This is a genomic window from Streptomyces radicis, from assembly GCF_003626575.1.
Taxonomy (GTDB): domain Bacteria; phylum Actinomycetota; class Actinomycetes; order Streptomycetales; family Streptomycetaceae; genus Streptomyces; species Streptomyces radicis.
The window spans coordinates 180,368-200,051 of record NZ_RBDY01000006.1 but is presented as its reverse complement, the minus strand read 5'-3'; the positions used below and the strand labels follow the sequence as shown (position 1 = coordinate 200,051).

The 19,684-nt window shown below is 73.8% G+C and carries 18 protein-coding genes; 10 read left to right on the top strand and 8 right to left on the bottom strand.

Annotated features, from left to right (window positions below):
• Positions 1-4 precede the first annotated feature (4 nt).
• The gene (locus D7318_RS11615) at positions 5-1,204 is read left to right on the top strand and encodes a MarP family serine protease (protein ID WP_120696842.1); all 1,200 of its coding nucleotides are present in this window, start codon (positions 5-7) and stop codon (positions 1,202-1,204) included.
• Positions 1,205-1,288: 84 nt separating this feature from the next.
• Here the strand turns inward: D7318_RS11615 and D7318_RS34780 are convergent, their stop codons facing one another.
• The 5 genes from D7318_RS34780 to D7318_RS11590 form a co-directional block, all read right to left on the bottom strand.
• Positions 1,289-1,603, bottom strand: a complete 315-nt coding sequence (locus tag D7318_RS34780) for a hypothetical protein (RefSeq protein ID WP_329604569.1) — start codon at positions 1,601-1,603, stop codon at positions 1,289-1,291.
• 53 nt (positions 1,604-1,656) lie between these two features.
• On the bottom strand, positions 1,657-2,592 hold the full coding sequence (locus D7318_RS11605) for an alpha/beta fold hydrolase (protein ID WP_120696841.1): 936 nt from the start codon (positions 2,590-2,592) through the stop codon (positions 1,657-1,659).
• Entirely contained in the window at positions 2,589-3,026 is a 438-nt protein-coding gene (locus D7318_RS11600; protein WP_120696840.1) for a phage holin family protein, read from the bottom strand. The genes D7318_RS11605 and D7318_RS11600 overlap by 4 nt, the downstream gene beginning before the upstream one ends.
• Positions 3,027-3,251: 225 nt before the next feature.
• Positions 3,252-5,213, bottom strand: coding sequence for an acetate--CoA ligase (acs, locus tag D7318_RS11595; RefSeq protein WP_120696839.1), 1,962 nt, complete (start codon positions 5,211-5,213; stop codon positions 3,252-3,254).
• Between the two features lie 179 nt (positions 5,214-5,392).
• Complete coding sequence (locus D7318_RS11590) at positions 5,393-7,654, bottom strand: SulP family inorganic anion transporter (RefSeq protein ID WP_120696838.1); 2,262 nt, start codon at positions 7,652-7,654, stop codon at positions 5,393-5,395.
• 234 nt (positions 7,655-7,888) lie between these two features.
• Between D7318_RS11590 and D7318_RS11585 the strand changes: the two genes are divergently transcribed.
• Positions 7,889-9,154 carry a polysaccharide deacetylase family protein gene (locus D7318_RS11585; protein WP_230423649.1) on the top strand — a complete coding sequence of 422 codons (1,266 nt, stop codon included), beginning with the start codon at positions 7,889-7,891 and terminating at the stop codon, positions 9,152-9,154.
• A gap of 24 nt (positions 9,155-9,178) precedes the next feature.
• On the opposite strand, the gene D7318_RS11580 is transcribed toward D7318_RS11585, so the two are convergent.
• Complete coding sequence (locus D7318_RS11580; RefSeq protein ID WP_120696836.1) at positions 9,179-10,165, bottom strand: ATP-binding protein; 987 nt, start codon at positions 10,163-10,165, stop codon at positions 9,179-9,181.
• Positions 10,166-10,270: 105 nt separating this feature from the next.
• Between D7318_RS11580 and D7318_RS11575 the strand changes: the two genes are divergently transcribed.
• Complete coding sequence (locus D7318_RS11575; RefSeq protein ID WP_120696835.1) at positions 10,271-11,125, top strand: Fic family protein; 855 nt, start codon at positions 10,271-10,273, stop codon at positions 11,123-11,125.
• Between the two features lie 28 nt (positions 11,126-11,153).
• Here D7318_RS11575 and D7318_RS11570 read toward each other — a convergent pair whose 3' ends face one another.
• Complete coding sequence (locus tag D7318_RS11570; protein WP_120696834.1) at positions 11,154-12,020, bottom strand: HAD family hydrolase; 867 nt, start codon at positions 12,018-12,020, stop codon at positions 11,154-11,156.
• 419 nt (positions 12,021-12,439) lie between these two features.
• Here D7318_RS11570 and ssd point away from each other — a divergent pair, with 419 nt between their 5' ends.
• Genes ssd through D7318_RS11535 form a run of 7 tightly spaced genes read left to right on the top strand, consistent with a single transcriptional unit; the run spans position 12,440 to position 17,215 of the window.
• Positions 12,440-13,510, top strand: a complete 1,071-nt coding sequence (gene ssd / locus D7318_RS33860; protein WP_120696833.1) for a septum site-determining protein Ssd — start codon at positions 12,440-12,442, stop codon at positions 13,508-13,510.
• A complete protein-coding gene (locus D7318_RS33855; protein WP_120696832.1) occupies positions 13,507-14,721 on the top strand; it encodes a TadA family conjugal transfer-associated ATPase in 1,215 nt (404 codons plus the stop codon). Before ssd ends, D7318_RS33855 begins: the two co-directional genes overlap by 4 nt.
• Entirely contained in the window at positions 14,718-15,581 is an 864-nt protein-coding gene (locus D7318_RS11555; RefSeq protein ID WP_230423648.1) for a type II secretion system F family protein, read from the top strand. Before D7318_RS33855 ends, D7318_RS11555 begins: the two co-directional genes overlap by 4 nt.
• Complete coding sequence (locus D7318_RS11550; protein WP_120696831.1) at positions 15,578-16,192, top strand: type II secretion system F family protein; 615 nt, start codon at positions 15,578-15,580, stop codon at positions 16,190-16,192. The genes D7318_RS11555 and D7318_RS11550 overlap by 4 nt, the downstream gene beginning before the upstream one ends.
• Before the next feature lie 28 nt (positions 16,193-16,220).
• Positions 16,221-16,466 (top strand): DUF4244 domain-containing protein, encoded by a 246-nt coding sequence (locus tag D7318_RS11545; RefSeq protein ID WP_120696830.1) that lies wholly within the window; start codon positions 16,221-16,223, stop codon positions 16,464-16,466.
• Positions 16,467-16,473: 7 nt separating this feature from the next.
• Positions 16,474-16,848 carry a TadE family type IV pilus minor pilin gene (locus D7318_RS11540; RefSeq protein ID WP_120696829.1) on the top strand — a complete coding sequence of 125 codons (375 nt, stop codon included), beginning with the start codon at positions 16,474-16,476 and terminating at the stop codon, positions 16,846-16,848.
• Positions 16,832-17,215: an Rv3654c family TadE-like protein gene (locus tag D7318_RS11535; RefSeq protein WP_120696828.1), complete on the top strand. Its 384-nt coding sequence runs from the start codon at positions 16,832-16,834 to the stop codon at positions 17,213-17,215. The genes D7318_RS11540 and D7318_RS11535 overlap by 17 nt, the downstream gene beginning before the upstream one ends.
• Here the strand turns inward: D7318_RS11535 and D7318_RS11530 are convergent.
• Positions 17,193-19,565: a DEAD/DEAH box helicase gene (locus tag D7318_RS11530; protein WP_230423647.1), complete on the bottom strand. Its 2,373-nt coding sequence runs from the start codon at positions 19,563-19,565 to the stop codon at positions 17,193-17,195. The two genes, D7318_RS11535 and D7318_RS11530, sit on opposite strands and share 23 nt — an antisense overlap.
• Between the last annotated feature and the right edge of the window lie 119 nt (positions 19,566-19,684).

Here is a 19,684-nt window from a genome sequence, read left to right as displayed (position 1 = left end):
GTGCATGAACGCCCTCGACGTCCTGCTCCTCCTCGCCGCCGTGTGGTTCGCCCTGGTGGGCTACCGGCAGGGGTTCGTCGTGGGAGTCCTCTCCGTCACGGGCCTGATCTGCGGCGGGCTGATCGCGGTCCAGCTGCTGCCGATGGCGTGGCGGAGGCTCGGCGGCGGCTCCGAGCCCGGTGAAACGGGGATCATCGCGGCGGTCGCGATCGTCATCCTGTCCGCCACGATCGGCCAGGCCGTCACGACCCACCTCGGGAACCGCCTGCGGCGGTACATCACGTGGTCCCCCGCCCGCGCGCTCGACGCGACCGGCGGCGCGCTGGTCAACGTCGTGGCCATGCTGCTGGTCGCGTGGCTGCTCGGCTCGGCGCTCGCGATGACCACGCTCGGCACGGTGGGCCGGGAGGTCAGGGACTCCCGCGTGCTGTTCGGCGTCTCGCGCGTCGTGCCCGAGGAGGCCGACACATGGTTCGACGACTTCAGCTCGATCCTGGCGCAGAACGGCTTCCCACAGGTCTTCTCCCCGTTCGCCACCGAGCCGTTCACCGATGTCCCGGCCCCCGACCCCGAGTTGGCCGAGAGCCGCGCCGTCGACCGGGCGAGGCGGTCCGTCGTCAAGGTCGTCGGCACCGCGACCGACTGCGGCAAGATCCTGGAGGGCAGCGGCTTCGTCTTCGCCGAGGAGCGCGTGATGACCAACGCCCATGTCGTCGGCGGCGTCAACGAGCCCACCGTGCAGGTCGGCGGCCGCGGCCGCCTCTACACCGCGCGCGTCGTCCTCTACGACTGGGAGCGCGACATCGCCGTCCTCGACGTGCCCCATCTCGGCGCGGAGCCGCTGCGGTTCAGCAGGGGCGACGCGATCACGGGCGACGGCGCGATCGTGGCGGGCTTCCCCGAGAGCGGCCCGTTCGACGCCCGTTCGGCGCGCGTCAGGGAGCGCTTCCAGGCCGAAGGCCCCGACATCTACCGGCGCGGCACGGTGAGCCGCGACGTCTACTCCCTGCGCGCGACGGTCCGCCCGGGGAACTCCGGAGGCCCGCTGCTCACCCCCGAAGGCCGGGTGTACGGCGTGGTCTTCGCCAAGTCGCTCGACGACGACCGCACCGGCTACGCCCTGACCGCCGACGAGGTGCGCGAGTCGGCCACGCGGGGCCGAGCCGCCGACGAGCCCGTCGACAGCCGGACCTGCGCGATGTGAGGTGCGTTCCGGGTGAGGTGCGTTCCGAGGCTCCGAGGTGCGCCGTGCGGCGCCGGAGGAGAGAGAACGCGGCCTGAGCCATGCCTACCCGCGAGGATGCCGCAACCGCACGCCCACCCAGCGCGCGCGGCGGCGGAGGATATCCGGAAAGCCGATATGCGGATCCGGCATGGGGCCGCCCTGGAGCCGCCGCACGGCGCTCTGCGCCTGGGCGGCGGCTCCATTGCCGCTTCGATCACGTGCCACGTCACGGTAGTCGTGCGTCCAGCCCATACGTCGTCCCTGCCCGGCCCGCAAGGTCAGTAACCTCCCCAAAGCGAACTCGCTCGGCTTATGCGTCCGGCACATGTCGCCGCGCGTCGGGGAGATGTCGATCACGATGCGGTCGGCGAACGACACGGGTCGGGGCGGCGTTCCGACCGGGGGCGCCGTCGCGTGGTCGCGCGGTCGCCTCAGCGGTCGGGCTCGGGGTCCCTGAGCCAGTCGATCAGCTCGGTGCTGAACGCCACGGGGTCCTCCTCGTGCGGGAAGTGCCCCATGCCGTCGAACAGGCGCCAGCGGTACGGCGCCTCGACATACTCGCCTGAGCCCGCCGAGCTCCGGGTGCGCATCACCGGGTCGAGCGAGCCGTGCAGATGCAGCGTGGGCACCAGCACCGGCCGTTTCATCCGTCGGTTGAACTGGATGCCGTCGGGCCGCACGATCGAGCGGACCAGCCAGCGGTACGGCTCGATCGCGCAGTGCGCGGTGGACGGGATCGTCATCGCCCGCTGGTAGACCGCCACGTCATCGGGGGCGGGCTGGCGCGGCCCTGCCCAGTCGCGCAGGAGCCGCCCGACCGTCTCGGCGCCGTCCGCGACGAGGTGCCGCTCGGGGAGCCAGGGCCGTTGGAAGCCCCAGATGTACGCGCTGGCCGCCGTCTGCCGCGGATCGCGCAGCAGCGCCGCGCGCCAGCTGCGCGGGTGCGGCATGGACGCGACGGCGAGCCGCCGCACCAGCTTGGGCCGCATCACGGCCGCCGTCCACGACAGGTAGCCGCCCAGGTCATGCCCGACCAGGGCGGCGTCGGGCTCACCGAGGGAACGGATCACGCCGGTGATGTCCAACGCCAGGTTCGCCGGGTCGTACCCCCGCGGGGTGCGGTCGCTGCCGCCCACGCCGCGCAGATCCATCGCGACCGCCCTGAACCCCGCATCGGCCAGCGCGGTCAGCTGATGCCGCCACGTCCACCAGAACTGCGGAAAGCCGTGCACCAGCAGCACGAGCGGCCCGTCCCCCATCTCGGCGATGTGGAAACGGGCCCCGTTGGCGGCGACGTCGCGGTGCGTCCACGGTCCCTCCCGCAGGATGACCGAGGAACGCGCGCCGGCATGGTCGGCGGCGGTCATGTGGACGAGCCCGCCTTGTCCATGGGGACGGGGCGGGGGTGCGGCCTGACGCTGGACAGGACGGCGGCCGTCTCCTTGGCCGACCGCATCGAGCGCTCCGGCTTGGACACCCCGCCGAACTTCCGCTTGGCCAGCAGGAACAGCAGGCCCGCCACCACCAGGTAGAAGCCGCCGACGATGGTGCAGGAGAGGGCGAGGGAGATGCCCCACCAGTTGTTCAGCCAGAACGCCAGCGCGAAGCTCAGCAGCGGCACGGCCGAGATCGCGAGGAAGATCCCGATCACCCCCGCGGCGCCGCCGATGGTGGCCTTCTTCGCCCCCGCCTGGAGCTCGGCCTTGGCCAACGCGATCTCGTCGTGCATCAGTGCGGACAACTCAGCGGTGGCCGAGGCGACCAGCTCCCCGAGGCTACGGCCCTCTTCGGCTGCGCTCATCGCGATAACCCTCTTTCGTCTCCCGGACGCGGATGCGGTTGGTTCAGGTGACAGTAGTGGTGCCGGGGTGACGTGCCGGTGGATGACACCTCACCGTCGCTCAGGGGAGTGATGCAGCTCATGGTATAGGGGCGCCCGGCCGTCGGCCGGGCGCCCCTGAGGTGTGACGGTGCCATGAGGTGATGAACGGCGTCGCGAGGTGTGACGGCGTCGCGGGCCCTCGGGTCAGTCCTCGCTTGCCGCGGTGGGCAGCTTGGCCTGGATCAGGTCCATCACCGCCGAGTCGGTGAGCGTGGTCACGTCACCCAGCTGCCGGTTCTCCGCGACGTCGCGGAGCAGGCGGCGCATGATCTTGCCCGAACGGGTCTTCGGCAGCTCGTCCACCGGCAGGATCCGCTTCGGCTTGGCGATCGGGCCCAGCTCCTTGGCGACGTGCGCCCGCAGCTCGTCGATCAGGCCCTCCTCCTCGGCGGCGCCCCCGCGCAGGATGACGAACGCGCAGATCGACTGCGTCGTCTGCGGGTCGGTCGCGCCGACGACCGCGGCCTCGGCGATCTTCGGGTGCGAGACCAGGGCCGACTCTACCTCGGTCGTCGAGATGTTGTGCCCGGAGACCAGCATCACGTCGTCCACGCGGCCCAGCAGCCAGATGTCGCCGTCGGCGTCCTTCTTGGCGCCGTCGCCCGCGAAGTACTTCCCCTCGAAACGCGACCAGTAGGTGTCGAGGAACCGCTGGTCGTCGCCCCAGATCGTGCGCAGCATCGACGGCCACGGCTCGGTCACCGTGAGATAGCCACCCGAACCGTTCGGCACCTCCGTGCCGTTGTCGTCCACGACCGTCGCGCTGATCCCCGGGAGCGGGACCTGCGCGGCGCCCGGCTTGGCCTCGGTGACGCCGGGCAGCGGGCTGATCATGACGCCGCCGGTCTCGGTCTGCCACCACGTGTCGACCACGGGCGTGCGGTCGCCGCCGATGTGCTTGCGGTACCAGATCCACGCCTCGGGGTTGATCGGCTCGCCGACCGAGCCGAGCACGCGGAGGCTCGTGAGGTTGAACTTCGCGGGGATGTCGTCGCCCCACTTCATACACGTGCGGATCGCGGTGGGCGCGGTGTAGAGGAGCGTCACGCCGTACTTCTGGACGATCTCCCACCAGCGGCCGTTGTGCGGGGTGTTGGGGGTGCCCTCGTAGAGCACCTCGGTCGCGCCGTTCGACAGGGGGCCGTACACGATGTACGAGTGCCCGGTCACCCAGCCGACGTCCGCGGTGCACCAGAAGACGTCGGTCTCCGGCTTGAGGTCGAAGACGGCGTGGTGGGTGAACGAGACCTGCGTGAGGTAGCCGCCCGACGTGTGCAGGATCCCCTTGGGCTTCCCGGTGGTCCCCGAGGTGTAGAGGATGAACAGCGGGTGCTCCGCCTCGAACGCCTCCGGCGTGTGCTCGCTCGGCTGACGCTCGGTCAGCTCGTGCCACCACACGTCGCGGCCCTCGGTCCAGGGGATGTCCTGCCCGGTGCGGCGCACGACCAGCACGGAGCGGACGTTGGCCGCGCCGGGGCGGGTCAGCGCCTCGTCGACCGCGGGCTTGAGCGCGGAGGGCGCGCCCCTGCGGTATCCGCCGTCGGCGGTGATGACGACGCGGGCGTCCGCGTCCTCGATGCGGGTGGCCAGCGCGTCGGCGGAGAACGCCCCGAACACCACCGAGTGCGGGGCACCGACGCGGGCGCACGCCAGCATCGCGATCACCGTCTCGGGGATCATCGGCATGTAGATCGCGACGCGGTCCCCGGCCTTGACGCCCAGCTCCGTGAGCGCGTGCGCGGCCCGCGAGACGTCGCGCTGCAACTCGGCGTAGGTGAGGGACCGTGAGTCGCCCGGCTCCCCCTCGAAGTGGATGGCGACCCGGTCCCCGTGGCCCGCCTCGACATGCCGGTCCACGCAGTTGTACGAGACGTTCAACCGGCCGTCGGCGAACCACTTGGCGAACGGGGGGTTCGACCAGTCCAGCGTCTCGGTCGGCGGGGTCGCCCAGCTGAGCCGACGTGCCTGCTCGGCCCAGAAGCCCAGCCGATCGGTGGCGGCGGCCTCGTAGGCGGCGGCGGTGATATTGGCGTCAGCGGCCACCTCCGCCGGAGGCGCGAACCTCCGTGTCTCCGTCATGAGATTGGCCAGGCTTTCGTTACTCACGGCATCTCCTCGCGGCGTCAGCTGTGTCCCACGCGGCCCACCTCATCAGTCCGGTTGCCCTTTGACAAGGGCAACCGGACGACTGGTCCAGACCTATTGCGGCGAACGGCAGCACCTGGCGTCGAACGGGCGCTCAGCGCGTCGAACGGCCGCTCAACCGCACCGCGAGCGGGCGCCGGTCAGCCGGTCAGCACCTCCGCCCTGGCGTCGGGGTGGACGGCGGTGAAGACCGGATCGGTGGCGTCGCGCTCACTCAGCACATACGCCTGGGCGTTGGCCACGTCGAAGTACATCCCCCGCAGATGCAGCGAGCCGTCCGCCAGGCGCCGGGAGACGCACTCGTGCAGGGCGAGATGGTCGAGCTGCTGCACCACGTTGGCCAGGCACAGCGGCTCCAGGGCGTCGGACGCCGGGCGCTCCCCCTCGATCCGCGGCACCCCGAGGCCGGGATGGCTCAGCCGCTCCACACTGGGGTGGGCGTGCCGCAGCCAGCGGCCGAGCGAGCCGGGCCCGGCCCCTACCCCCGCCTCGCGCGCCACCACCGCCTGCATCGCGCCGCACCCGGAGTGCCCGCACACGGTGACGGTGCCGACCCGCAGGACGTTCACCGCGTACTCGATCGCGGCGGCGACGGAGTCGTCCGCGAACTCCGTCCCCGGGGGCGGCACGAGATTCCCGATGTTCCGCACGGTGAAGAGGTCGCCGGGGCCGCTCGAGGTGATCATGCTGGTCACCAGGCGGGAGTCGGCGCAGGTGAGGAACAGCTGGGTGGGGCGCTGGCCCTCCTGCGCGAGCCGGGCCAGCTCGCGGCGGATCAGCGGAGCGGTGGTCCGCTGGAAATTCCGCACGCCGCCGAGCAGCTGGTCGTGCTGGAACGCGCCGGCGCCCGATGCCCCCGCGGCCGGGACCGCGGCCGTGCACTGGTGGTTCCGCCAGGGCTGCCAGGGGCGGCAGTGGTGCTCGGCCGCCTGGTCGCCGATCCGCTCCCCGGCCCGCCCGGTGATCTCCACGGTCCCGCCCTGGGCGGCGTGCGCCGCGCGCCAGTCGTGCAGCGTCTCGTAGGCCGCGTGGTCCATGAAGGTGCCGTCCAGCTCGACGGCGACCGGGGCCGTGTCGGGGATCTGCCCCAGCGCCCGGCTGAGCCTGGGCACCGCGAGAAAGGTCAACTGCCCCCGCACCCGCACCTGGTGGGTGCCGTCGTGCAGCGTCTCGTGGCTGATGCGGGTGTGCGTGAGGCGGTGCAGCGCGACGCCCACGGCCACCGCGACGCCGATCACCACCCCCTCGAGGACCCCGAGCAGCGTGACGCCCGCGGCCGTCGCCGCGTAGACCAGGGCCTCCCGGTGCTTGGTGACGACGCGGATGTGCGTCAGGTTCACCATCTGGACGCCCACGATCATCACCAGCGCGGCGAGCGCGGCCAGCGGGATCAGCTGGAGCATGCCGACCAGCAGCCCGGTGGCCACCAGGACCCAGCAGCCGTGCAGGATCGTGGACCAGCGGGTCACGGCGCCCGCCGTCACGTTGGCCGAGCTGCGCACCGCGACCCCCGTGACGGGCAGCCCTCCGAGCACGCCCGACACGACGTTGGCCGCGCCCTGCCCGCGCAGCTCGCGGTCCAGGTCCGCGCGCGGCACCCGGGGTCCGCCCGCCCGCTGCCTGACGGAGGCCAGCTTGTCGACGGCGACCGCGGACAGCAGCGACTCGACGCTGGCCACCAGGGTGACCGTCAGCACGGCGGCGAGCAGCCCGAGGACCGGCCCGTCCGGCAGCTCGGGCAGCGCATGGCTGCTCCACGCCGGCAGGTCGACCCGGGGCAGCCGCAGCCCGGCGGCCCACGCCACGACGGTCGCCACGGAGACGGCCGCGAGCGCGGCCGGGGCGGCCTTGCGCACGACGGCGCCCGCCCGGCCGGGCAGCCTCGGCCACAGCAGCAGGACGGCCATGGTCAGCAGGCTGATCGCCAGGGCGGTCAGATGCGGGTCGGCGAGCTGGCCGGGGAGCTGCGTGACGTTCTCGACGGCTGAGCTCTCGGCCGTGCCGCCCAGCACGATGTGCAGCTGGGCCAGGGCGATCGTGATCCCGATGCCCGCGAGCATGCCGTGCACGATCGCGGGGCTCACCACGAGCGCGGACCTGGCGACCCGCAGTGCCGCGAGCCCGAGCTGGGCGAGCCCGGCCAGCGCGGTGATGGCGCACGTCGTGCGCCAGCCGTACTCGTGGATCAGCTCGGCGGTGATCACCGTCAGGCCGGCGGCGGGGCCGCTGACCTGGAGCGGCGCCCCGCCCAGCGCCCCGGCCACGATGCCGCCGACCGCGGCGGCCACAAGACCGGCCTGGAGTGGCGCGCCGGTGGCCAGCGCGATGCCGAGGGACAGGGGAAGCGCGATCAGGAAGACAGAGATCGAGGCGGACAGGTCAGCGCGGTGAGGGGCGGACATTTACCTCTCCGTCCGTTGGGCCGCTATGGCAACTCTCAAGCCTTGGTAAATGGAGAGTAATGCAACGTAAAGCTCTCTACTAGTGCTCGTCCTCATTCGGCCCTGAAATTACGCCTATCGAGCGAATTAGTCATTTGAAAAGCTTGTCGTTCCACCCTCTTTTCCGATCGAGAGGGACGTTAGTCGGGTCATCTGCATGACCGACCAACACCCTCAGGACGGAGGCGGGATTCGATGACGGCTGAACGCGGCCGGTGGACCGGAAAGCGCGCGGGGGCACGAACGGGAGCCTGGGTGGTGGCGGGGGCTCTCCTGCTCGGCCCGGTGCTCGCCGGTTGCTCGCGGGAGGACGGCGCCCCTGCCACCGAGGACAAGGGAGCGGCCGGTCAGGAGGCCAAGGAGGCGCGCGAGCGCGCAGGGCGCGACGCGGGCGCCGAACGCGCCGCCCCCCGCCTGATCGGCGACGGCTCCACCGCCTTCACCGGCAGGCAGCCCCACCAGCCGACGGCGGAGCGGCTCGCCCCCGGCGAGGAGCCCCCGCAATTCGTCGTCTTCTCGTGGGACGGCGCGGGGGAGGACGGCAATGAGCTGTTCTCCCGATTCCGCGAGCTCGGCAAGCGGTACGACGCCCATATGACGTACTTCCTGTCGGGCCTCTATCTCCTGCCCGAGAGCGAACGCGCCACTTATCGCCCCCCGGGGCGCGCGCCCGGCGCGTCCGACATCGGATATCTCCGCGACGAGAACATCGCCGCCACGCTGGAACAGCTGCGCGCCGCCTGGCTCGACGGCAGCGAGATCGGCACCCATTTCAACGGCCACTTCTGCGGCCCCGAAGGCGTCTCCTCCTGGTCGGCCGACGACTGGCGCGAGGAGATCGAGCAGGCCAAGTGGATGGTGCGGAACTGGCGGACCACCACGGGACTCGAGGACATGGAGCCGCTGCCGTTCGACTACGAGAAGGAGCTGATCGGCGGCCGCGCGCCCTGCCTCGAAGGGCAGGACAACCTCCTGGCGGCCGCCGCCGAGATGGGCTTCCGCTACGACTCGAGCGGCAACGGCCTCCAGGTCTGGCCGGAGCGACGCGAAGGCCTCTGGGACATCCCCCTCCAGTCGGTCCCGGTCCCGGGCCGCGCCTTCGAGACGCTGTCGATGGACTACAACTTCAAGGTCAACGGCGCCGGCGAGGCCGAGATGCGCGACGGCCTGCTCGAGGCGTTCGACCGGGCGTACGACGGCAACCGCGCGCCCCTCATCGTCGGCAACCACTTCAACGACTGGAACGACGGCGCCTACATGAACGCCGTCGAGTCCGTCATCAAGGAGCTCTGCCCCCGCGACGACGTGCACTGCGTGTCGTTCCGGCAGCTGGTGGACTGGCTCGACGCCCAGGACCCCGCCGTGCTCGAACAGCTGCGGACCCTGGGCGTCGGCGAGCGGCCTGACGGCGGCTGGGAGGCGTTCCTCCAGGACCTCCCCGCCGCACGCCCCCGCGACTGAAGGGGGCCGGGTCTCCGGCCGGGCTCAGACCGGCTGCGGGCTCGGCGCCTCGCCCAGCACGAAGCCGGGGTCGACCTGGGCCGCCAGGTCGACCCCGGTCCGCTCATTCCCCCAGCTCGCGGCGTTCTTCAGATGGAAGTGCACCATCTGCTGGGTGTACCGGTGCCAGTCCCGGCGCGTGTACGCGGCATCGGCCGCGGCGTGCAGGACGCGCAGCGCCCGCGCGTTCGTCTCCTCGAGCGCCCCGAAGGGCTTCGCCGCGCCCCGCTCCAGGGCGCGCACCCAGTCCGAGTGCCCGACCGTGACCAGCAGGTCATCGCCGACCTCCGCGCGCAGGAACTCGATGTCATCCGGCCCCTGCACTTTGTTCCCGACGACGCGCAGCTCGACGCCGAAGTCCCGTGCGTAGTCGCGGTACTGGCGGTAGACGGAGACGCCCTTGCGGGTCGGCTCGGCCACCACGAAGGTCATGTCGAAGCGCGTGAACATCCCGGAGGCGAACGAGTCGCTGCCCGCCGTCATGTCCACCACGACGTACTCGTCACGCCCGTCGACCAGGTGATTGAGCAGCAGCTCCACGGCGCCGGTCTTGGAGTGGTAGCACGCCACGCCGAGGTCGTCCTCGGTGAAAGGGCCGGTGACCAGCAGCCGCGCCGACGCGTCGCCGTCGAGGCGGACATCGTCGGCGCACTGCGCGAACACGGGATTGTCCTCGTCAAGCCGCAGCAGCCGGGAGCCGGTGCCAGGCGGCGTGGTCTTGATCATGGTCTCGGCGGAGGGGATCCGGGGGTTGTCGCCGCGCAGATAGTCCTTGATCATCCCCAGCCTGTCGCCGAGCGGCTGGAGCGCGGCGGCCCGCTCCTCCGGGAGGCCGAGGGCGACGCCGAGGTGTTGGTTGATGTCGGCGTCCACCGCGGTCACCGGAACGGCCCGAGCTGCCAGGTGCCTGACGAACAGCGAGGACACCGTGGTCTTCCCGCTGCCTCCCTTGCCAACGAAAGCGATCTTCATGTTCATCAGCGTAGCCCCGGTCGGGGGACGCCCCGCACGGAGGCCCGCGAAAGTCCACCCGAACGTGTCGAACGGCGCCCCTGGACCGGCTCTAGGCTCGGTGCTATGGGTGCAACGCGTGTGACGAACGAGACCGACGCCGCCGACCCGCTCGCGCGCCTGGCCTCGCTGCCCGGCGTGGGAGCGGCCGTCGAGGGCGTGCGCGAGGCCGTCGACCGGGTGTACGGGCACCGGGTGATGCGCCGACGCGGCCCCGAGGTGGCTGCGGAGGGCGCGTTGCGGGGCGCGCGGGGCTCGGCCGCGCTCGACGGCGCCGACTGGGCGCTCGAAGAGGTCCGCAGGCGCGGCGACTTCGGCGCGGACGACGCGTCGCGGACGGTGGGCGCGGCCCTGCGGCTGACGGCCGAGGCCGGGCAGCTGCTCGACGTCTGGCGCGCCTCGCCGTCGCGCGTCCTGGCCCGGCTGCACCTGGTCGCGGCGGGGGGCACGGCGCCAGGCGACACCGTCGGAAGGCCGCGGCGCGCGGACGAGGCCGTCTCCGAGCCGGCGCTCGCCGCCCTCGACGCGCCCCCGCCGCCGCCCGACGCCGTGGCGGCGCGGCTCGACGCGCTCGGTCGGCTGCTGGTCGCGGGCTCGGACGCCCCGGGGCTTGTGAGGGCCGCGGTGGTGCACGGCGAGCTGCTGGCGCTGCGCCCCTTCGGCACGCACAACGGCCTGGTGGCCCGCGCGGCGGAGCGCGTCACGTTGATCGCCGCTGGGCTCGACCCCAAGGGCGTGGCCCCCGCGGAGGTGGGCCACGCCGAGCTGGGGCGTGAGGCCTATCTCGACGCGCTCGGGGCGTACATCTCCGGCGCGCCCGAGGGAGTCGCGCGCTGGATCGCGCACTGCGGACGCGCCGTCGAGCTGGGCGCCCGCGAGTCCGCCGCGGTGTGCGAGGCGTTGCAACGCGGCGCGGTCTGAGCCCCGGACCGCTCCCCGCCCGTCGTGCTCAGGCCGCGGTGAGCCGCAGCCGCGCGGCACGGGCGCTCCTGCGGCGGCCGACGTACCAGACGAGACCGGCCGCGCACACCGCCGCCGCGAGCGCGGCGCCCGCGGCCAGGGCGGGCCTGGGACCGAGGCTCAGGGACGGCAGTCGCTGCCGCAGGCGCACCGGGCGTTCGAACGTCAGCACGGGCCAGCCGCGCGCGGCGGCCTCCCTGCGCATCGCGCGGTCCGGGTTCACGGCGTGCGGGTGGCCGACGGCCTCGAGCATCGGGATGTCCGTGACGCTGTCGCTGTACGCGTAGCAGCGGTCGAGGTCGTACCCCTCGGAGACGGCAAGCTCGGCGATGGCCTCGGCCTTGGCCGGGCCGTACGCGTAGTACTCGACCTCGCCGGTGTAGCAGCCGTCGGCGACGACCATGCGCGTGGCCACCACGCGGTCGGCGCCCAGCAGTTCGCCGATGGGCTCGACGACCTCGGCGCCCGACGAGCTGACGATCACCACGTCGCGCCCGGCGGCGTGGTGCTGCTCGATCAGCGACGCCGCCTCGTCGTAGATGATCGGATCGATCACCTGGTGCAGCGTTTCGGCGACGATCTCTTTCACCTGTCGCACGTTCCAGCCACGGCAGAGCGCCGAGAGGTACTCCCGCATGCGCTCCGTCTGGTCGTGGTCCGCCCCGCCGATGAGGAAGACGAACTGTGCGTAGGCCGAGCGCAGGACGGTGCGTCGGTTGATGAGCCCACCCTGGTAGAAGGGTCTGCTGAACGTGAGCGCGCTGGACTTCGCGATGACCGTCTTGTCCAGGTCGAAGAAGGCGGCGGTCCGTGGCTGGGCCAGTATTTTCACGCCCCGAGCATAAGGGCCCACCATTCGGCGTACGCTGAGGCGCGGTGGTTTGCCTCAGAGGGCTCTCGGGTACACCATGGAAGTCACGGATCGTTCGCGACCGTGCTAACCCGGCCCGACTCCTCCCCCCCGAGTCGGCCGCGGAAGACGACCCCCGCTCTCCCCCCCGGCGGGGGTCGTCGCATGTCCGGGGCCGGGTGACCCACCGTCGGCCCGCCTCGTGGACCCCCTTCTCGAGCCTTCCCCCGGCCCTCTTGGCCCTCCCCACGATGATCGCTGTCCGTAGCCGTTCCCGTGGGGGTGAATGAGTTTTCCACAGAGTCGAAGTTATCCACAGATTTCCCCTGAGGCCCCTGAAATGCCTTCAGCCACGGCACCGTGAATGACGTGGCTGTCGATGCGTTCGGCGACTGACCGGACGCACTGTGCGAAGGGGGATAGCCGTGGCCGAATCCATTCTGATTCTCACGGAGGACGAAGACCTTCTCGACGATCTGCTGCGGCTGTGCGTCGCCGCCGACGCGGAGGCCGAGGTGGTCCACGGCGGGCCGGTCGCGGCCGGGCAGTGGGAGCGGGCGCCGCTCGTGCTCGTCGGGGACGACCGCGCGGTGGCGCGGCAGGGCGCGGGGCGCTGGCCCGGGCGGCGGCCCGGGGTGCTGCTGGTGGGCCGCGACATGGACGACCCCACGATCTGGGCGCGGGGCGTGGCGCTCGGCGCCGAGCAGGTGCTCCACCTGCCGAGCGACGAGCCGTGGCTCGCCGACCGCATCGCCGACGCGGTCGACCGCCCGGGCCATCCCGCGCTGACCGTGGGCGTGATCGGAGGGCGGGGCGGCGCGGGGGCGTCCTCGCTGGCCTGCGCCCTGGCGGTGACGTCCGCGCGGCAGGGGAAGCGCACGGTCCTGGTCGACGGCGACCCGCTCGGGGGCGGTCTCGACATACTGCTCGGCGGCGAACGGGCCCCCGGGCCGCGCTGGCCGGCGTTCGTCTCGGCCAGGGGAAGGCTCTCCGGGTCGGCCCTCGACGAGTCGCTGCCCCGGCTGCACGGCGTCAGCCTGCTCAGCTGGGACCGGGCGGACGGCGCCCGGCTGCCGGGCGAGGCGATGTGCACGGTGCTCACGGCGGCGCGCAGGGGCGGTGGCCTGGTCGTGGTCGACCTGCCGCGCGTCGTCGACGAGGCGGTGGGCGAGGCGTTGGCCCAGCTCGACCTCGGTCTCCTGGTGGTGCCGGGCGAGTTGCGCGCGGTGGCCGGGGCCCAGCGGGTGGTCGCCACGGCGGGCGCGATGGTCCGCGACCTGCGGGTGGTGGCCCGCACGGCGAGCGGTGGGCTGGCCGGTGCCGAGCTGGCCCGGCTCCTGGGCCTGCCGCTCGCGGGCGAGCTGCCGGACGAGCCGGGGCTTTCGGCGGCGTCCGACGCGGGGGAGCCCCCTGGCACCGACGCGAGAGGCGTGCTCGCCCGCTTCTCCGCCACCCTCATCGAACGCGCCAGGGCCGTCCAGGGAGCCGCCGTATGAGCGCCCCGGCCGAGTCCGCCGAGCTTCCCGAGCCGATCGAGCCGACGGAGCTGCCCGAGCTGCTCGAGGCCGTCCGGCTGCGGCTGGCCGAGGAGGGCGCGGAGCCCACCCCCGGGCGGGTCGCGGCGGCGCTGCGCGCCAGAGGGCGGCTGCTTGGCGACAGCACCGTGCTCTCCGTGGTCCGCGCCCTGCGCTCCGAGCTGGTCGGCGCGGGCCCGCTGCAACCCCTGCTCGCCGCGCCCGATGTCACCGACGTGCTGGTCAACGGGCCCACCGAGGTCTGGGTGGACCGGGGGCGCGGCCTGGAGCGGGCCGATGTGCGCTTCCCCGACACCGCGGCCATCCGCAGGCTCGCGCAGCGGCTCGCCGCCGCCGCGGGGCGGCGGCTCGACGACGCGCGGCCGTGGGCCGACGCGCGGCTGCCCGACGGCACCCGGATGCACGCGGTGCTGCCGCCCGTGGTCGTCGGATCCCCCTGCCTGTCGCTGCGCGTGGTGCGGCCGCGGGCGTTCACCCTGGCCGAGCTGGGCGAGGCGGGCACGTTGCCACCCGGTGGCGAGCGGCTGCTGCGCGCGGTGCTCGCCGCCCGGCTGTCCTTCCTGATCACCGGCGGCACCGGCACGGGCAAGAGCACGCTGCTCGCCACGCTGCTCGGCCTGGTCGGCGCGGACGAGCGGATCGTCCTCGTCGAGGACTCCGCCGAGCTGCGCCCGAGCCACCCCCATGTGGTCCGCCTGGAGACCCGCCCGGCCAACCAGGAGGGCACGGGCCGCGTCACGCTTCACGACCTGGTCCGCCAGGCGCTGCGGATGCGCCCCGACCGGCTCGTGGTGGGCGAGGTGCGCGGCAGCGAGGTGACGGAGCTGCTCGGCGCGCTCAACACCGGGCACGACGGCGGCTGCGGCACCCTGCACGCCAACGCCGCGGCCGACGCCCCGGCGCGCCTCGAGGCGTTGGGCAGCACCGCCGGGCTGCCGAGGGCCGCGCTGCACAGCCAGCTCGCCGCCGCGCTCTCCGTGGTGCTGCACCTGGTGAAGGACCGGAGCACCGGGCAGCGCAGGCTCGCCGAGATCCATGTGCTGGAGCGGGACGACCAGGGCCTGGTGCACACCGTTCCCGCGGCCTGCTGGGCGCTCGGGGGATTCGAGCGCGGACCCGGGTGGGTGCGGCTCGCCCGGCTGTGCGCCCAGCGCGGGGGAGGTGTGCTGTGACGGGACAGCTGCCGCAGTTCGCCGTCGCGCTGTGCGCCGGGGCCGGGGCCTGGCTGCTCACCGGAGGACCTTCACGCCGCAGGCCGCGCCTGTTGGCGGCGGGCGGTGGGGCCTGGGAGCCGCCTGGGCCGTCGCTGCCGCTCAAGCGCCTGGTGCCCCGGAGGCTGGACGCCGCCGAGACGCGCGTGGTGCTGAGCTGTCTTGCCGTGGGGCTGCTGGCCTCGGCATGGGGCAGATCCCCGCTGCCGCTGCTCGCCGCGGCGCTGCTGGCGCCGCTGGCGGTGCGCCGTTGGCGGGAGCGCGGGGCCCAGCGGGCCGCGGACGGGCGCCGGGACGAGGTCATCGCTTTCTGCGCCGCGCTGGCCGGGGAGGTGCGGGCCGGGAGGCCCCCGGCCCAGGCGATGACCGCCGTGGGCACCGCCGGGCTCGGCGTGCCGGGCGGCGGGGCGGTGGCCGCCGCCCGGTACGGCGGGGACGTGCCCGCGGCCCTGCGCGCGGCGGGCCGTCGGCCCGGCGCCGAGGGGCTGCGGGGGGTGGCCGCCTGCTGGTCGGTGGCGGTCGACGGAGGCGCGTCGCTGGCGGCGGGCCTGGAGCGGGTCGCGGGCGCGTTGCGCGCCGAGCGGGACCAACAGGAGGAGCTGCGGGCCCAGTTGGCGGGACCGCGGACGACGGCGCTGCTGCTGGGCGCGCTGCCGCTGTTCGGACTCGCCCTCGGCGCCGCCATGGGCGTCTCCCCGCTGCGCGTGCTGCTCGGCACCCAGGCCGGACTCTGCTGCCTGGCCCTCGGCGCCGCCCTGGAGTGGGCGGGGGTGGCCTGGGTGCGGGCCATCACCCGCGCCGCGGAGCGGAGCGCGCCATGACGGCGTCGGCACTCGCGGCGCTGGCCGCCGTGACGGCCCTGGTGGTGCTGGCCCTGCGCCGCCGCGGACGCGGGTCGTCCACCGAGCGGTCCGCCGGTCCGCCCGTTCACCGGCCCGGCGAACGGCCCTCCGGGGTCAGGGCCCTGCTGGCCCGGGTGCGGGGTCGGGGGCGGGTGGCCGAGGATCCTGGCCTGCCGTTGGCCACCGAGCTGCTCGCCGCCTGTCTCGCGGCGGGGGCGACGCCCGGCGCGGCGGCCGAGGCGGTGGGGTTCTCGCTGGGCGGCTCGGTGGGCGAGCGGCTGCGGTGGGCCGCGAGCGAGCTGCGCCTCGGCGGCGATCCGGCCGTGGTGTGGGGGAGGTTCGGGGTGCTCCCCGGCGCCGGAGGGCTGGCCCGCCGCCTGGAGCTGGCCGGTACAAGCGGCGCGCCCACGGCCGCCGCGGTGGCGGCCGAGGCCGCCGAGACGCGGGCCCGTCGGCGCCGGGCGGCCCAGACCCGGGCCAGACGCGCGGCGATCCATGTCACCGGGCCGCTCGGGCTCTGCTTCCTGCCCGCATTCCTGCTGATCGGCGTGGCGCCCGTCGTCATCGGGCTCGCCGAGGAGCTGCTGTGACCACCTTCGACAGTCAAGGAGATCTCTCATGAGGACCATCGCACGACCGCTCGGCCGCCTTGGCCCGTTCGGCCCGTTCGGCCCCCTCGGTCGAGGACTGCCCCGGCCTTCCGCCCGGTGGCGGCGCGACGACGGGATGAGCACCGCCGAGTACGCCGTCGGGCTGCTCGCCGTGGTGACCCTGGCCACCGTGCTCTACGGCGTCGTCACCTCCCAGGGGGTGAGCGATGCCCTGCAAGGAGCGGTGGAGGAGGCGTTGCGCATCCGGCCGTGATCCGGCCATGGACCGGGGCCGGGCCGACCGCCGCTGTGTCGACCGCCGCTGTGTCGACGGCGGCTATGTCACGGCGGAGGCCGCGATCGTCATCCCGGCCCTGGTCGCGCTGCTCGGGATGCTTCTGTGGGGGCTCGGCGCCGTCGCCGTCCAGACCCGCTGCGGCGACGCCGCCAGGGCCGGGGCCAGGGCGGCGGCGAGAGGCGAGTCGGAGGCGCAGGTCAGGAGCGTGGCGAGCGCCGCGGCTCCCGAGGGCGCGGACGTCATGGTCGAGCGCGAAGGGTCACTGTTCCGGGTGACCGTGGCGGCCGGTGCCCCGGGGCCAGGGCCGCTCGGGATGCGCGTCGACGGGGAGGCGGTGGCCCATGCGGAGGGGAGCTGACCTGGCCCGCCGCGCGGGCGATCAGGGCTCGGCCACGGTCTGGGCGGTGCTGTGCGCGACGCTGCTGTGCCTGTTGTTCGCCGCGGTGCTGGCCCTCGGTCAGGTGACGGGGGCGCGGCAGCGGGCTGCCGCCGCGGCCGACCTGGCGGCGCTCGCCGCGGCCGATGTCGCGCTGGACGGCCGGGAGGCCGCGTGCGCGACGGCCGAGCGGGTCGCCGCCGCGCAGCACGCCAGGGTGGTGCGCTGCCACCTCGGCGGTGAGATCGCCGATCTCACCGCGGAGGCCAGGGCCGGTCCCTACGCGGTGCGGGTCAGGGCAAGGGCGGGGCCGGCCGACGCGCCGATCAGTGGCGCAGCAGCTCGGTGAGGAGTCGGATCGCCCCCGCCTTGTGCAGCGGGTCGTTGCCGTTGCCGCACTTGGGCGACTGGATGCACGAAGGGCAGCCGGTGGAGCACTCGCAGGCCGCGATCGCGTCGCGGGTGGCGGTCAGCCAGCGGCGGGCCGTGTGGAACGCCCGCTCGGCGAAGCCCGCCCCGCCTGGGTGCCCGTCGTGGACGAACACCGTCGGCAGCAGGGTGTCGGGGTGCAGGGCGGTGGAGACGCCGCCGATGTCCCAGCGGTCGCACGTGGCGAACAGCGGCAGCATCCCGATCGACGCGTGCTCCGCCGCGTGCAGCGCGCCGGGAAGGATCTCCCGGTCCACCCCGGCGGCCTCGACCTGGTCCTCCGTCACCGTCCACCACACCGCCCGGGTGCGCAGCGTCCGGGGCGGCAGGTCCAGCTTGGTCTCGCCCAGCACCTCGCCGGTCAGCAGCCGGCGCCGCAGAAAGGAGACGACATGGTGCGTGACCTCGACCGATCCGAAGCTCAGCCGGGCATCGCCCCAGGGCACGGTGGTGTCGGTCTCCAGGACCGACAGGTCGGTCACCTCACGGGCGGAGGTGGTCCAGGGCGGGCTCGCGCGCTCGACCAGCGCGACCCCGTTGTCCAGGTCGAGCTCCCGCACGACATAGCTGTGGCCCTGGTGGAGATGGACCGCGCCCTCGTGCACGGTGCTGTGCGAGGCCGCCTCGTCCACCGTGCCGAGCAGGCGGCCCGTGCCGTCCTCGACCACCCGGACCGGCTCGCTGCCCTCGCCCCTGATGCCGGTCAGCTCGGCGGGGCGCTCGCGCCTCGTCCAGTACCAGGTGTCGCCCCTGCGGCGCAGCAGCGCGCGCGCCGCCAGCTTGGGCAGCAGCTCGGCCGCCGCGGGGTCGAACAGCGGGGTGCTGCCGGTGAAGTCGGCCTCGGTGAGCGGGAGTTCGGCGGCTGCGGCGCACAGGTGCGGGGTGAGGACATAGGGGTTCCCCGGGTCGAGCACGGTGCTCTCCACCGGCCGCCGGAACAGCGCCTCGGGGTGGTGGACGAGATAGGTGTCCAACGGGTCGTCGCGGGCGACCAGGACGGCCAGCGCCCCCTGCCGCTGCCGCCCTGCGCGGCCCGCCTGCTGCCACAGCGACGCCCTGGTGCCCGGATAGCCGGCCAGCAGCACCGCGTCGAGGCCCGCGACGTCCACGCCGAGCTCCAGCGCGTTGGTGGCGGCCAGGCCGAGCAGGTCGCCGCTGTGCAGGGCGCGTTCCAACGCCCGGCGCTCCTCGGGGAGATAGCCGCCCCGATAGGCGGCGACCCGCCGGGCGAGCGAGGCGTCGACATCGGCCAGCCGCTCCTGGGCGATCAGCGCGATCAGCTCGGCGCCGCGCCGGGAGCGGACGAAGGCGACCGTGCGCACCCGCTGGGTGGCGAGATCCGTGAGCAGCTCCGCGGTCTCCGCGGTGGCGGTGCGGCGGACGGGGACGCCCCGTTCGCCGCGGGCCTCGGTCAGCGGCGGCTCCCACAGGGCGAAGACCAGCTCGCCCCTGGGCGAGGCGTCGTCGGTGACCTCGGTGACCGGCAGCCCGGTGAGCCGTTCGGCGGCGGCGCCCGGCTCCGCCGTGGTGGCGGAGGCGAGGAGGAAGACAGGGCGTGCCCCGTAGGAGGCGCAGATCCGCCGGAGCCGGCGCAGCACCTGGGCGACATGGGAGCCGAAGACGCCCCGGTACACATGGCACTCGTCGATGACCACGTACCGCAGCGCGCGCAGGAAGGAGGACCAGCGGCGGTGCCCGGGGAGGAGGGCGCGGTGGAGCATGTCGGGGTTGGTCAGCAGGAGGTTGGCGTGCTCCCTGGCCCAGGAGCGCTCCTCCTGCCCGGTGTCCCCGTCGTACCCGGCGGCGCGGACCGCGGTCCCCAGCGGGGCCGCCAGACGGCGTAGCGCGCGCAGCTGGTCGGCGGCCAGGGCCTTGGTGGGCGAGAGGTAGAGGGCGGTGGCGCCGCGGCGGTTCGGCGCGGCGTGGCCGTCGAGCAGGGCGCTGAGCACGGGCACCTGGTACGCAAGGGACTTCCCCGAGGCCGTGCCGGTGGAGACCACCACCGACTCGCCGCGCAGCGCCGCCTCCACCGCCAGCGCCTGGTGCGTCCACGGGCGGTCGATTCCGGCCGACGTCACCGCCTCGACCACCTCGGGGCGTATCCCTTCGGGCCATGGCGCATGGCGACCGGGGCGCGCGGGCAGCTGCTCCATGTGGGTGAGGCGTTCGTCTCGCCCGGGAAGCCCGCGCAGACGCCCCAGCACCGCCCGTGGAGACGGGCGTGGGGCGTCGGTGTCCCCCGGCTCGGGCGGGGCGTGGTCGTCGGACATCGGCATCGAGTCTGTCACTGGTCCGACGGACAATGGCTGTAAGACGTCGTAATGGGCAGTCGGTAAGTGGTTGAATGCCCTGGCGGCTGCCGATCCATGGGGGGCGACCGCTCGTTAGC